At 36.2% G+C, this 14,007-nt stretch carries 12 protein-coding genes; 7 read left to right on the top strand and 5 right to left on the bottom strand.

The window, feature by feature from the left end:
* The first annotated feature begins 103 nt into the window (after positions 1-103).
* The 4 genes from nhaD (at position 104) to JCM15579_RS01520 (ending at position 3,676) form a co-directional block, all read left to right on the top strand.
* Entirely contained in the window at positions 104-1,492 is a 1,389-nt protein-coding gene (gene nhaD / locus JCM15579_RS01535) for a sodium:proton antiporter NhaD (protein ID WP_054714726.1), read from the top strand.
* Between the two features lie 126 nt (positions 1,493-1,618).
* Entirely contained in the window at positions 1,619-2,329 is a 711-nt protein-coding gene (locus JCM15579_RS01530) for a MotA/TolQ/ExbB proton channel family protein (protein WP_054714723.1), read from the top strand.
* Positions 2,330-2,335: 6 nt separating this feature from the next.
* Positions 2,336-2,728 carry an ExbD/TolR family protein gene (locus JCM15579_RS01525; RefSeq protein WP_054714719.1) on the top strand — a complete coding sequence of 131 codons (393 nt, stop codon included), beginning with the start codon at positions 2,336-2,338 and terminating at the stop codon, positions 2,726-2,728.
* Positions 2,729-2,731: 3 nt separating this feature from the next.
* A complete protein-coding gene (locus JCM15579_RS01520) occupies positions 2,732-3,676 on the top strand; it encodes a cell envelope integrity TolA family protein (protein ID WP_054714716.1) in 945 nt (314 codons plus the stop codon).
* A 30-nt stretch (positions 3,677-3,706) separates the two neighbouring features.
* Here JCM15579_RS01520 and JCM15579_RS01515 read toward each other — a convergent pair whose 3' ends face one another.
* Entirely contained in the window at positions 3,707-4,477 is a 771-nt protein-coding gene (locus tag JCM15579_RS01515; protein WP_054714714.1) for a sulfite exporter TauE/SafE family protein, read from the bottom strand.
* 207 nt (positions 4,478-4,684) lie between these two features.
* The gene (gene glyA / locus JCM15579_RS01510) at positions 4,685-5,965 is read right to left on the bottom strand and encodes a serine hydroxymethyltransferase (RefSeq protein ID WP_054714711.1); all 1,281 of its coding nucleotides are present in this window, start codon (positions 5,963-5,965) and stop codon (positions 4,685-4,687) included.
* A gap of 417 nt (positions 5,966-6,382) precedes the next feature.
* On the opposite strand from glyA, the gene JCM15579_RS01505 reads away from it, so the two are divergent.
* The 3 genes from JCM15579_RS01505 to JCM15579_RS01495 all read left to right on the top strand — a co-directional run bounded on the left by JCM15579_RS01505 (position 6,383) and on the right by JCM15579_RS01495 (position 8,155).
* On the top strand, positions 6,383-6,865 hold the full coding sequence (locus JCM15579_RS01505; protein ID WP_054714708.1) for a hypothetical protein: 483 nt from the start codon (positions 6,383-6,385) through the stop codon (positions 6,863-6,865).
* 34 nt (positions 6,866-6,899) lie between these two features.
* Positions 6,900-7,406: a hypothetical protein gene (locus JCM15579_RS01500; protein ID WP_054714705.1), complete on the top strand. Its 507-nt coding sequence runs from the start codon at positions 6,900-6,902 to the stop codon at positions 7,404-7,406.
* A 137-nt stretch (positions 7,407-7,543) separates the two neighbouring features.
* Positions 7,544-8,155, top strand: coding sequence for a hypothetical protein (locus tag JCM15579_RS01495; protein ID WP_054714702.1), 612 nt, complete (start codon positions 7,544-7,546; stop codon positions 8,153-8,155).
* A 79-nt stretch (positions 8,156-8,234) separates the two neighbouring features.
* Here JCM15579_RS01495 and JCM15579_RS01490 read toward each other — a convergent pair whose 3' ends face one another.
* From JCM15579_RS01490 to JCM15579_RS01480, 3 genes are all read right to left on the bottom strand, one after another.
* Entirely contained in the window at positions 8,235-10,010 is a 1,776-nt protein-coding gene (locus JCM15579_RS01490; RefSeq protein ID WP_172677341.1) for a chloride channel protein, read from the bottom strand.
* 788 nt (positions 10,011-10,798) lie between these two features.
* The gene (hutG, locus tag JCM15579_RS01485) at positions 10,799-11,809 is read right to left on the bottom strand and encodes a formimidoylglutamase (RefSeq protein WP_054714941.1); all 1,011 of its coding nucleotides are present in this window, start codon (positions 11,807-11,809) and stop codon (positions 10,799-10,801) included.
* Between the two features lie 136 nt (positions 11,810-11,945).
* Positions 11,946-13,721 carry a chloride channel protein gene (locus JCM15579_RS01480; protein WP_054714696.1) on the bottom strand — a complete coding sequence of 592 codons (1,776 nt, stop codon included), beginning with the start codon at positions 13,719-13,721 and terminating at the stop codon, positions 11,946-11,948.
* Positions 13,722-14,007 lie beyond the last annotated feature (286 nt).

The following is a 14,007-nucleotide window of genomic DNA, read 5'->3' as shown; positions in this document are numbered from 1 at the left end:
CGATTTTTTTCTTTAATTGCTAACTGATTTTGAAAAACAAATATTAGTATATTAGCAGTTTAAGTATCTAAAAAAATTTAAATCCCTAAAATAATCAATTATTATGTTTGCATTAATGGTTGTGGTATTTGTTCTTGGCTATACAGCAATTGCCCTTGAACATCCACTAAAAATTGACAAAGCAGCATCTGCTCTTTTAATCGGAGTGTTGACTTGGACTATTTACGTATTTGGCGGAGTTGACATCCTCTCTACTGGAGTAAGTAGAGCCTGGAATGAATACGTAGCGCATAATCCCGGAACGGATAATGCCCATGGTATGCTAGACTTCATAACTCATCATGAAGTACTTCATCATCTATCCGAAATTTCTACAATTCTATTCTTCCTTTTGGGAGCGATGACTATTGTTGAAATCGTAGACCAACACCAAGGGTTCAAAATCATCACTGACAAGATTAAAACTACTAACAAGGTAAAATTACTTTGGGTATTAAGTATTTTAACTTTCTTCATGTCTGCTGCTTTGGATAACCTTACTACTACAATTGTTATTGTAGCTCTAATCCGTAAATTAATTGACGACCAAAAAGATCGTTGGTTCTTTGCATCAATGGTTGTATTGGCTGCAAATGCTGGTGGTGCTTGGTCTCCTATTGGTGATGTAACTACCATTATGCTTTGGATTGGTGGTCAGGTTACAACAATCAATATCATCACTCGAGTGATTTTACCAAGTTTATTTACAATGATTGTTCCATTGATTATTGTAAGTACCTATATGAAAGGAAATGTTACACGTCCTCAACTTACTAATGGTGAAGACCAGGAATATACAACCTATAAGGAAAGAGTATCCATTCTTTGCTTGGGTGTTGCATCACTACTATTTGTTCCTGTATTTAAAACAGTAACTCACTTGCCTCCTTATTTAGGCATGCTATTCGGTTTAGGTGTAATGTGGGTAGTAACTGAAATTATGCACAAGGACAAGGATCAGGAATTCAAGAGCCGTTTAAATGTAACCGGTATTCTGAAAAAAGTTGATGTTCCAACAGTATTATTCTTCTTAGGTATTCTATCGGCTGTTGCAAGTTTACAATCTGCTGGTCACCTTGATATTTTAGCATCATGGCTGGATGATAACGTACACGATATTTATATCATCAACCTAATTATTGGTGTGCTTTCTTCAATTGTTGATAATGTACCTTTGGTTGCTGCTGCAATGGGTATGTATCCTATCGAGGGTGCAGAAGCTGTTGGTTATGCTTCAAACTTCGTTCAAGACGGTTTATTCTGGGAATTTCTTGCTTATTGTGCTGGTACAGGTGGATCTATGTTGATTATTGGTTCAGCTGCTGGTGTTGCTGCAATGGGTATGGAAAAAATCGATTTTATCTGGTACTTAAAGAAAATTTCTCTTCTTGCACTTATTGGTTATTTAGCTGGTGCTGGAGTTTACTATTTACAAGCGGTACTATTGCATTAGAATAAAATACAATTTCCCTTAATTTCTATAGGGGAATAAAATCAATAATATTAATTTAGCGAGATATAATATTCCTTATTATATCTCGTTTTTTTATGTATTAGATCAAACTAGAAAAAATTGTATATGAATTATCTATCGCTTATTGCAGGTGTACAGGAAATGGCTCAAAATGAATTGCCTATAGAAGGACAAGGAGCTGAAGCAACAGAACTAACTCTAAATTTTGTTGATTTAGCCTTTAAGGGAGGCTGGATCATGATTCCAATTTTTGCTCTTTCGGTAATTGCGATGTACATTTTTTTAGAAAGATATTTTGCTATTCGTAAAGCGACAAAAGAAGATGCAAACTTTATGAACCGCATTCGCGATTACATTCATGAAGGCAAGATAGATTCTGCTTTGGCTTTATGTCAGTCTAAAGATACTCCTGTATCTCGAATGATTTCGAAAGGAATTAAACGTATTGGTCGTCCGCTAAACGATGTAAATGCTGCAATCGAGAATATTGGTAACCTAGAAGTATCAAAATTAGAAAAAAACCTACCTACACTAGCCACTGTAGCTGGTGCAGCACCTATGATTGGATTCCTTGGAACCGTTATGGGTATGATTCAAGCATTTTACGACATGTCAAATGCAGGAAATAATATTGATGTTGGTTTGTTATCGAGCGGTATTTACCAAGCAATGGTAACTACTGTTGCGGGTCTTACAGTTGGTATTATTGCCTACTTCGCCTACAATATTTTGGTGGCCAAAGTTGAAAAAGTAGTTTTCAATATGGAAGCTACAACTACCGAATTCATGGATTTGTTGAATGAACCAATCAAGTAAGAAAGTATGGCTCTAAAAACAAGAAATAAAGTAAGTGCAGCTTTCAGTATGTCTTCCATGACTGATATTGTGTTTTTGTTACTGATTTTCTTCATGGTAACATCTACTCTTATTAGTCCGAATGCATTGAAATTGCTGTTGCCAAAAAGCAGTAACCAAACTGCAGCTAAACCAATAACAACGGTTTCTATCGATAAGAGTTTCAATTTTTACATTGAAACCACTCCTGTTCCATTCTCACAATTGGAACAAAAATTGCAAAGAAAACTGGCGAGAGAAGAAGATCCAACAATATCACTTCACGTGGATAAATCGGTTCCAATGGAACAGGTTGTTAAAGTGATGAATATCGCCAAGGACAACAAATATAAATTGATATTGGCAACAAGAGCAAAGTAGATTATGGAAGAATCCAAAAATAAGAGAATAGGATTTGCTGGTACACTATTTTTCCACATTGGATTAATCGTGTTATTGTATTTTCTGGGGTTTCGCACTCCCCTACCACTTCCTGAAGAAGAAGGGATTCTCGTGAATTTTGGAAACTCAAACCAAGGTGTAGGAAGAATAGCTCCTGCACCTTCAAAAGCTCAGAAAAAAGTTGCCGTTGCCAATCCTGTTTCAGTACCTAAATCAGCACCTGCCAAAACAGAACCAGAGTCAAGCTCTGTTCAAGAAAAAGTGTTGACTCAAAATACCGAAGATGCTCCGGAGTTGCCATCTGCTGAAGAAATTGCAAAGAAAAAAGCAGCTGACGAAAAAGCAAGAAAGGCAAAAGCCGAAAGAGATAGATTGGCTAAAATAGAAGCCGAGAATAAAAGGCAGGAAGAAATTCGAAAACAACAAGAAGCCGAAGCGGAAAGAAAACGCCTCGAAGAAATTGAAAGGAAAAAACGTGAAGCTGCAGAACGTCAGGCAAAAATTGATGCAATAAACAATAGAGCTAAAAATGTTTTTGGACAAGGCACTTCATCCAACTCATCTCAAGGTGTAAGTACTGGAAGTGGGAATCAGGGAAAACCAACCGGTTCGCCAAACTCTGACAATTACAGTGGAACTGGCCTGGGAAGTAAAGGTGTTTCTTACGATTTACAAGGACGTAATTCCCTATCGATACCTAAACCTCAATATAACCTTCAAGAGGGCGGAAAAGTTGTTGTAGAGATAACTGTTGACAAGAATGGGAAAGTTGTTAATGCACGCCCAGGAATGCCTGGTTCGACTACCAGCAATTCAACACTTTTTGAGGCCGCCAGAAAAGCTGCATTGAAAGCCAAGTTTAATTCAGATAGCAGCGCTCCTGCATATCAGAAAGGAACCATAACTTATCATTTCCAATTGAATTAGCAGTTCTAATGGACTGCGTTCTGACAACAGTTAAAACAATCCAATCATTTCGTAAACACCAAGAAACTTAAGGGAAGCAAATACAATTACCCCTAATAAAATATATCGGACAAATTTAGCTCCCCAGCTTACCGCAAAATTAGCTGCTATATAGGCTCCGATCATATTACCTGCGGCAAGAATAAAACCAATCTTATAATCGATTTGACCATTCATAATAAACACACCTATGGCAAATGGGGTATAAAGAAGAACGATGAATACCTTAATGGCATTGGCCTTAACCAAATCGAAACCAGCTCCCAATACCAAACCCGCCAATAGGAAAAATCCTACTCCTGCTTGAATAAATCCACCATACAATCCAATAAAAAAGAAGATTACAATTTGCCATATGCTGGGTTTAGAACGAACCAATCCCGCCTGACCTTTTACCCAAGCATCAGGTTTATAGAGTACAATAAAAAAGAGAAATACCAATAAGCCACCAATGGTTTTCTCCATCATTTCTTCATTGATTTCAACGGCTAAACTGGCTCCTATTACCGAACCTATAATTGCGGGCATTGCCAACCATATTCCCTCTTTAAAAGTAAATACCTTCTGTTTCTTGAAACTACTTACTCCTACAATATTCTGCATCAAAATGGCAATTCTATTCGTACCATTGGCAATATTTGCTGGTAATCCCATAAACATCAACATGGCCAAACTAATAATCGATCCGCTACCAGCCAAAGTATTTAAAAATCCTGAAAATACGCCTACCAATACAATTAACAAATAATAATACCATTCCATAACAAAAGATTTTGCGCTAAACTACAGAGAATTATTGAGATTAGATATGCTCTATAACAAAATGAAAAAATCATGGATAATTAAATAAAGATTTCTTTTAACTCTATTTGCTCCTCCTGACTGCATTCCACAACTAATATCTGTTGACCACAAAAAAAGGGAAGAACCTTAGTTCTCCCCTTTCACATATATTTTGGTATAATCTTCTTACCAAGCAAACATTGGACGCTCGCACATCATTTCGTTAACACGAGTACGTACTGAAGCAATTACCTCTTCGTTGTCGATGTTAGAGATTACCTCATCAATCATCTGAACGATTACTGGCATATCTTCCTCTTTCAAACCACGAGTTGTGATTGCTGGAGTACCAACACGCAAACCTGAAGTTGAGAAAGGAGAACGTGAATCGAATGGAACCATGTTCTTGTTAATAGTGATATCAGCTTGTACCAATACATTTTCAACTTTCTTACCTGTAATTTCAGGGAACTTAGAACGAAGGTCGATCAACATAGAGTGGTTATCTGTACCATCAGAAATAACCTTGTAACCTAGATTTACAAATTCTTCAGCCATCACCTTAGCATTCTTCTGCATTTGGATAGCATACTCTTTGTAAGAATCAGTTAAAGCCTCACCGAAAGCAACAGCCTTAGCAGCAATTACGTGCTCTAAAGGACCACCTTGCTGTCCAGGGAATACTGCGAAATCCAATACAGCAGACATCATTTTAGTTTCTCCTTTAGGAGTTTTAGCTCCAAATGGATTTGGGAAATCTTTTCCTACCAAAATCAAACCACCGCGAGGTCCACGAAGAGTTTTGTGAGTTGTAGTAGTTACAACGTGACAGTGAGGAACTGGGTTGCTCAATAATCCCTTAGCAATTAAACCTGCTGGGTGAGCAATATCAGCCATCAAAATAGCACCTACTTTATCTGCGATTTCACGTAAACGTGGGAAATCCCAATCGCGAGAGTAAGCAGAAGCACCAGCAACAATCATTTTAGGATTGTGCTCTAAAGCCAATTTTTCTACCTCGTCGTAATCAACCATTCCGGTTTCTTCTTTCACGTGGTAAGCAATTGGATTGTATAGGTTACCTGACAAGTTTACAGGAGAACCATGAGATAAGTGACCACCGTGAGCCAAATCTAAACCTAGAAATGTATCACCTGGTTTCATACATGCATAAAATACAGCAGCATTAGCTTGTGCACCTGAGTGAGGTTGAACGTTAGCATACTCAGCACCGAAAAGCTCACATGCTCTGTCGATAGCCAATTGTTCAGTTTGATCTACAATCTGACAACCACCATAGTAACGCTTTCCTGGATAACCTTCAGCGTATTTGTTAGTAAGGCACGATCCCATTGCGTCCATTACTTGCTGGCTCACAAAGTTTTCAGAAGCAATCAACTCGATACCATTTTTCTGACGTAGGTATTCCTGATCAATTAGGTCGAAAATTTGTCTATCTCTTTCCATTGTTGTTTGTCTTTTCCCCGATTAAATCGGATTAATTTAATGTTTTGTTAGTGTTTAAAGGGTAAAAAACCCATATTTACTGAACTTTCTTCCCCCTTGAAAAGATGATGCACCGCAAGATTCATATCATTTATCCTCTCCTTAAAGTGCAGGTTCAAAATTAGACAAATCGGGATATTAAAAAAATTATTTTGTGCTTATTTAACTTGTCAACGAACATTTCTAGAACATACAACAAAAACAATGATAAAATTTTATCAATCATAGCATTGTTCTCACATATCATGCAAAAGCACATACTCAACAAGGAAGAAAGGTATAAAATCTAATAACAGGATTATATTTTTTATACTAATCAACTTTATCGTAAATTTATCATTGTGAAAATTTATACCATAACTCATAAATAAAACTGAAATGGAAATTGTTGAAACCAATCCTAAACAAAGACCCGGACTGTTAACTGTTTTATGTATACTTACTTTTATCGGTAGCGGATTTGGTGTTATCAATAACCTTATGGGGATGATAATGTCGCCCATAAAAAACTTTTTAGGTCCTGAGTTTTTCGAAATGGCTCTAGAAGAAGTTCAAGAGGAACCTGCAAGGCAATTTTTAGAACGAGCTTTGGAAATTGGACAAAAAGCAATTGAACACATTTTTGAAATTTCTTTGACACAATTCTTATTGTATGCTGTTAGTTTAACGGGAGCAATCCTAATGTTTCAATTGAAAAAAGCAGGTTTCTATGTTTATGCAATTGCTCAAGTATTACTCTTATTTGTTCCTGCAATTTTTATTGGTTTCAATTTATTTGTAAACATCGGTATTTTATTCTCAAGTGTTTTTACCATTCTTTTTATTGCTCTGTATGCAATTAACCTGAAAAAAATGAACTAAATAATATTACTCATCCTACAAAACCTATTTAATTATGGAAGAAAATGTAACAACTATTGAATTGCCTAAAAAAAGACCAACTTTCTTAACCGTACTGTGTATTCTATCGTTTATTGGTAGCGGTGGCTTCGGACTTTTATATCCACTATATCAGTACGTGACTTTCGATACCTCTTATCCAAAGCAGGTGAAACAACTTACCGAAACTTTAGAGCAATTGGAAGATGCAGGTATGGATTCTGGTTTCATCTATGAAAATACGGAAAAAGGGCTGGTTCAACTAGAAGCTATGTCTAAAAACCTAGAAATGATTACAGGTGCTAATTGCTTGTTTGCCATTCTTAGTTTACTAGGTGTATTCATGATGTTCAAATTAAAGAAAAACGGTTTCTATCTTTATACTTTTGCAAATGTATTCTGGCTATTAGTTCCTCTTGGTCTAATTGATTTTGATGCCACATTTTTTAATACAATGATTGGGGCAGCAATTTCGGCTATATTTATTATCATGTATGCAGTCAATTTAAAACACATGAAATAGATCTTTTAAATTCAAATAATCTACAGAAGCTGTCTCAATTGAGACAGCTTTTTTTAATACTTTTTAAAATATTTTAACTCACAGCAAATACAGATGTTTTGTAATTTTATTGGGCAAAACCATTAGTCCTCGTTATCATGAAAAGCATAAACAAAATTTTATTTTTAACAGGTATTTTGCTGCTTACTTTTACTTCTTTTGGGCAAAACACCGAAAGCAAAAACTTACCTAAAAAAGACATTAAAGTAAACAAAGAATACGACAAAGATGGAAACCTAATTCGTTATGATTCTACCTATGTTTATTTCTGGTCATCGGATAGTACACACCAGTTTCAAAACGACTCAGCATTTTTAAACAGAATGGACATGAGTAGAATGCACAAAAGAATGCAGGAACAATTGAGTCGCTTTTTTGGTCCGGATAGCTTAAGACAAAAAAACAACAGACATCCTTTCTTTTCGGATGATTTTTTCAATGATGATTTCTTTGACAATAACTTTTTAGATTCTACAATGTTTCGAAGAAATTTTCACCAAAGGGATTCCAGTCAAAAAGACTTTCTTAAAGAGTGGGAAGAAATAATGAAAAGTAGAAGACAATTCAGACAAGAATACAATAGTAAAATGCAACAAGAACTGGACTCATTAAGAAATGATTTCCTGGAACAAAGACGAAAATATTATCAGAAAAGAGATTCAATATATCGCAAACACAATGGTATGCAAAACCAGACTATAGATCTGTAATCTGAATTGCTATCCATATTTATTAATACCTTTCAAACACAGCCTGGCAATTCACATTGTCAGGTTTTTTTATATGTTACTAATCTGACGTAATCTTAACCAAATGCTGACGATAAGCTGAAAATAATTTCGACTTGGACACAAAACCAATATACTTACCATCATCAATTACAGGTAAATTCCACGCTCCTGTTTCTGTAAATTTCTTTAAAACCACTTCCATCGGATCTTTGTAAGAAATGGAAGCCGGTGGCATGATCATTACATTGCTTATTGGTGTATCATACATCTCTTTATCAAACATGATTTCTCGTACATCATCCAATAACACAACACCAATTAAATAGCCCTCTTCGGTTAGCACCGGATATATATTCCTTTTCGATTTTGATATCACCTGAATTAAATCCTCCAGTGTAGCATCCTCGTTTATACTTTTCAAATCCTTCTCTATTACTTTCGATAGCTGCATAAAAGTAAGCACTGCCCTATCCTTGTTGTGGGTAATCAACTCTCCTCTTTTTACCAATTGAGTTGTAACAATCGATTCTTTTTGCAAGCTTTTTACTGTTATAAACGAAATGGTCGTTGACAACATCAAAGGCACAATCAACTCGTAACCACTGGTAATCTCGGCAATCAGGAAAATTCCTGTTAAAGGAGCATGCAACACGCCACCCAATACACTGGCCATACCAACAAGGGTAAAATTACTTTCAGCCAGGGGAGGTCCCAAATTAAAGTGATTGTAAATGTATACAAACAAGAATCCCAGCATAGCCCCCGTAAAAGCCGATGGGGCAAAAATTCCACCTATTCCTCCTGCTCCCAAAGTAATGGATGTTGCTACTACTTTCAGAAATACCATACCTCCAATAAATATAACAACCATATACCAAACATGAGTGTAATTCTCGAATAGGCTGGATTGAAATACCTCATCCAAACGACCACCTATCAGTGCTTTTACCATATTGTATCCCTCACCATACAAAGCTGGAAAATAAAAAATAAGTACCCCCAGAATGAATCCTCCAATAAGCATGCGATTCCTTAGCTTTTTGATATTCTCAAATTTATTTTCGATCCATAGATATACACGGGTAAAATAAACCGATATCAAACCGGAAAGTATCCCCAGCAGAATAAAAAAAGGAATATCGCTAGACTCAAATGGATGAGTAATGGCAAACTCAATTAAGATATCCTCATCTAAAAACAGCTTGGTAGTTATAGCCCCACTCACCGATGCCATCAACAAAGGAATGAGAGAAAAACGCGACAAATCGATGAGCAAAACCTCCAAAGCAAACACAATGGCAGCAATGGGCGTATTAAAAATAGCTGCAATGGCACCCGAAGCTCCACAAGCCAGCATCACAGTAATCTCCTTGTAATTCAGGTGAAAGTTGCGGGCCATATTGGAACCAATGGCCGCTCCCGACGAAATGATGGGCGACTCCAGACCGATACTTCCTCCAAAACCTGCAGTTATAATAGACCCAATGACTGAAGAATAGGTTTTGTGAAGCTTTACGATGCTATTGCGCATGGATATGGCATGCAACAATGATGTGATGTTGTGTTTTATGAAATCGCGAATGATATACTTTTTGAAAATTAAGGTGAGTCCAACACCAATCATAGGATAAAGGAAAAAGAGGTAATTTTGGTAGGTCCAGTCGATACCTTCCAATAAAAACTCTCTTCCACGGTATACAGCTGTTTTTAATACTAAAGCAGTCATGCCAGAGGCTACTCCGACAAAAACACTTAATATTAACATGAAGTTTTGATTGTTGATATGTTTTAATCTCCAGATTAAAAATCGTCGCCAACGGGTTGTTCTTGCCATAGGGTTATACCATTTAAATTTCAATGTGAGCCATTGGCGAATCATTGAGATATTAAATTGAAATGCCGATATATAATTAGTTAGTCCAGTTGAAGCTAAGCACACATAATGACTCTTACTATATTAATAATCGGTATTAAATTGGGTTGTATCTCCTAATTTAACGAATTTGATGATGAAACGAGCATGATTAAAATAATTATTAAACCCATACGCAATTGATTATTTTGATCTTGAGCCTCCCATCATACAAATGCAAGAAAATTTTAAACGGATGAATGAAAAACAAATAGCTAGTGTAGTTGTTTACAAGCAGTCTGAATATGAAAACAGACTGTACTAAATTTGAGACAAGATTCTAACTCGTAATTGTTGGAAGAGTATTTTTCTTGCGCCAGCCTATCAAAAAATTGAAAATTCACCCTCTGGCGCAATTCAGGACATCAATTTTCTGAAAATAGATCGCCTGCGGCAAGCCAGCAGGTTAATTTTTTTCTCAGCCATGTGCTGGCGCAATTTTGAAGCTTAAAAAATTGCTTGGCGAACCTCTGGCGCAATTTAGGAGGTCAATTTTTGATTTTTTGACCCTCTGGGGCGAGCCAGATGATCAACTTTTTGCTCGGCGAGAGTCTGGCTAGAGAAAAATAATCCAAGATCCCTCTAAAAATAGGCATTCAAAGAAAATGAGGTGTTAATTAGGAAAAACCTCATAGGAGATTTTTAAGAAAAAAGTAACTATTCACGAATACAAAAAAGCCTGGCATTTCAGCCAGGCTATATATGTTTATCTAACAAGTACAATCCGAAGCAGAACCAAACTCGACTACCGAGTTGATGACTGCAAAAATGATAATCGCAGCCAATTTCGAAGTACGGTTGTCCTCATCGAAACGTGGAGAAACTTCGGCAATATCGAAACTAATTACCTTTCCTGATTGAATAACGGTTTTAATCAGTTTCACAATAATTTCGGGATGTAATCCAAAAGGTTGTGGTGCACTTACACCTGGTGCATAGGCCGATGATATTACATCCGAACAAAGAGTCATGTAAATCTTTTTTTGCTTCTTGGTAAATCGAACAATATCCTGCCCTACTGCAAACATACTGTCGCTGGAAATATCTTTGGCCATTAGGTATTTTACCCCTAAATCATCGGCTTTTTTAAACAAACTAACCGTATTGCCATATTGTTGGATACCAGCAACCATATAACGAAAATCTTTTTCATTCTCTTTACATCGATCAGCAATTTGTGCAAACATGGTTCCCGAACTTGCACCTTTTTGATAAGGACGCATATCGAAATGAGCATCCAAATTAAATATTCCTAACTCCTGATTTTCTTGCTCTGCCAAATATCTTTCAATTCCTAAATAATGACCATATGCTATTTCATGTCCTCCACCTAAAATTAATGGAAACAGTCCCATTTTTAGCATTTTATAGACTGCCTCGGATAGTATATTTTGTACTTCTTCAAGCTTTACTCCATTGCTTACAATATTTCCACAATCGTATATATTGGTGCCTTTTGGAAAAGAACACGGCAGATTTGTCATTTCTTTTCGAATACTGTTGGGTGCTTTTGATGTTCCTTTACGTCCCAAATTTCGTTGAACACCTTTATCGCAACAAAAACCCAATAAACCAAAGCCATTTAAAGTCTTTGTTTGTGAATCTAGTAAATCAATTGGCTTTACTATTTGATGCCAACGAAAAGCATCGTAATCCTCCTCATCATCTATCCTTCCTTTCCAGATTTCAGGATCGATGGTTTTATAATGTTTGTTGTTCATGATTAATAGTTTATTGCTGCAAATGTAAATATTATTAAAATCCATTTTTCAAATTCCAAGCCTCAAAATCAAGAAAAAAGCTCACTCATAACTGAGCAAGCTTTTATCTAACCTAAACTAATCTAAAATAAAACTATTATTCATCTGAAAAGTGTACCAAAACCCTTCGGTAAACATTGAAGATTTTGGCTTTGGATACAAATCCCAAATATTTTTCATCCTGCGTAACCGGCAGATTCCAAGCTCCTGTTTCTTCAAATCTCCTCATCACTTTTTCCATTGGAGCATTGGCATCTAAAATTGCAGGCGGCATTATCATTAAATTTCTTACATACGTTTCATCGTACATCTCTGGATTAAACATGATGTGTCGGATATCATCCAAAAGAACAATTCCCAATAGTTTATCATCCTCATCTACCACGGGAAAAATATTTCTCTGCGAGTGCGAAATAATTTTCACCAACTCCCCTAACGTGGCATCAGGACTTACTTTTTTCAAATCTGTCTCGATCACCTTGCCCAATTTCATCAAAGTAAGAACAGCTTTATCCTTATTGTGAGTAATCAATTCCCCTCTTCTGGCCAAACGTTTGGTATAAATGGAATGGGGTTCAAAATACATAATGGTCAAGTAAGCAATTGTTGCCGTAACCATGATTGGGATGAACAATTCGTATCCTCCGGTAATTTCAACAATAAGGAATATAGCTGTTAACGGAGCATGCATAACACCAGCCATCATTCCTGCCATTCCAATTAAAGTAAAATTACTTTCTGATAATTTGATAAAATTGAAACCGTTAATGAATCGGGCCACAAAAAATCCTGAAACTCCACCAAGAAACAACGAAGGTGCAAATATACCTCCAACACCACCACTGCCTGTGGTAACTGTTGATGCAATCACTTTAAATCCTAGAATCAACACAACATATCCCAACAACAACCAATAGTTATCTTTTAAAAAATAGAAGATACTGTTGTTTACCAAATGGGTATGATTTCCATCCAACAAAGCCTGGATCGTAGTATAACCTTCGCCGTACAAAGGAGGAAATAAAAAGATCAGAATACCCAATAAAACTCCACCAACCATCATTTTTCGATAACAGTTGGTAATTTTATCAAACTGACCTTCCAAATACATTGAAAATCGAGTGAAGTAAAGCGAAACAAGCCCAGCAAATACACCCAAAAGAATGTAATAGGGAAAGTTACCTATTACAAATGGCTCTGCTACATGATAGGAAAGCAAAACGCCTTTCCCCATAAAGAAATAAGCTATACTAGCACCTGTAATTGATGAAATCAATAGTGGAATTAAGGAAGCCATGGTCAAATCCAACATCAAAACTTCCAAGGTGAATACCATTCCGGCCATTGGCGCTTTAAAGATTCCCCCAATTGCTCCTGCTGCTCCACAACCTACCATTAGGGTAATAATTTTTTGGTTCATGTGGAACATTCTTCCTAGATTCGAACCAATTGATGCGCCAGTTAACACTACTGGAGCCTCTGCTCCCACGGATCCACCAAAACCAATGGTTAAAGTACTCGCAAGTACCGAAGAATAGCTGTTATGAGATTTTATTAGTGAGTTCTTTTTTGATATGGCATATAAGATTCTTGACACCCCATGACCAATATTATCCTTAACAAAGAATTTTACGAACAGTACAGTTAAAAATATACCTACAGCAGGATATGCCAAATACAACAAGTTGGCAGACTCAACATGCAATCGGTGAGTTAGAAAATGGTGTGTAAAATGTATTGTATTTTTGAGTACCAGTGCAGCCAAACCACTTACCACTCCAACCAAAAAACTCAAAATTAAAACGAACTGTCGTTCTTTTATGTTTTTTACTCTCCAAATTAAAAATCGAGAAAGCAAACTTTTATTCTTCATTGCTCCGAATCAAGTTTTCTATTCCACATACATAAATTAAAAAGGTCGGATGGCTGCAGAAGTCAGGCGGCCTTAGGATAAATTACATAAAACTACCAAGCGGTTAGTTGGAGTTTATGTATTTTGCTGATTTTGGAACATTTAGAACCTACTGTCATGTAAACATCCCTCAAAAATTGAGTGCAAAAGTAATAGATAATTGGAAACAAAGAACTCTTTTTGCAAGATTTTTTCAATAGAACTTTCTTTCTACAATTAAGAAAACGTTTGCTTTTAAAACCGATAT

Source organism: Marinifilum fragile JCM 15579 (assembly GCF_001310955.1).
In the GTDB taxonomy this organism is placed as follows: Bacteria; Bacteroidota; Bacteroidia; order Bacteroidales; family Marinifilaceae; genus Marinifilum; species Marinifilum fragile.
This window is presented reverse-complemented; position numbering and strand designations above follow the sequence as displayed.

Bases quoted from the DNA above. Each gene is read 5' to 3' on its own strand.
- nhaD (WP_054714726.1), top strand. From the start codon at position 104: ATGTTTGCATTAATGGTTGTGGTATTTGTTCTTGGCTATACAGCAATT.
- JCM15579_RS01530 (WP_054714723.1), top strand. From the start codon at position 1,619: ATGAATTATCTATCGCTTATTGCAGGTGTACAGGAAATGGCTCAAAAT.
- JCM15579_RS01525 (WP_054714719.1), top strand. From the start codon at position 2,336: ATGGCTCTAAAAACAAGAAATAAAGTAAGTGCAGCTTTCAGTATGTCT.
- JCM15579_RS01520 (WP_054714716.1), top strand. From the start codon at position 2,732: ATGGAAGAATCCAAAAATAAGAGAATAGGATTTGCTGGTACACTATTT.
- JCM15579_RS01515 (WP_054714714.1), bottom strand. From the start codon at position 4,477: ATGGAATGGTATTATTATTTGTTAATTGTATTGGTAGGCGTATTTTCA.
- glyA (WP_054714711.1), bottom strand. From the start codon at position 5,965: ATGGAAAGAGATAGACAAATTTTCGACCTAATTGATCAGGAATACCTA.
- JCM15579_RS01505 (WP_054714708.1), top strand. From the start codon at position 6,383: ATGGAAATTGTTGAAACCAATCCTAAACAAAGACCCGGACTGTTAACT.
- JCM15579_RS01500 (WP_054714705.1), top strand. From the start codon at position 6,900: ATGGAAGAAAATGTAACAACTATTGAATTGCCTAAAAAAAGACCAACT.
- JCM15579_RS01495 (WP_054714702.1), top strand. From the start codon at position 7,544: ATGAAAAGCATAAACAAAATTTTATTTTTAACAGGTATTTTGCTGCTT.
- JCM15579_RS01490 (WP_172677341.1), bottom strand. From the start codon at position 10,010: ATGGCAAGAACAACCCGTTGGCGACGATTTTTAATCTGGAGATTAAAA.
- hutG (WP_054714941.1), bottom strand. From the start codon at position 11,809: ATGAACAACAAACATTATAAAACCATCGATCCTGAAATCTGGAAAGGA.
- JCM15579_RS01480 (WP_054714696.1), bottom strand. From the start codon at position 13,721: ATGAAGAATAAAAGTTTGCTTTCTCGATTTTTAATTTGGAGAGTAAAA.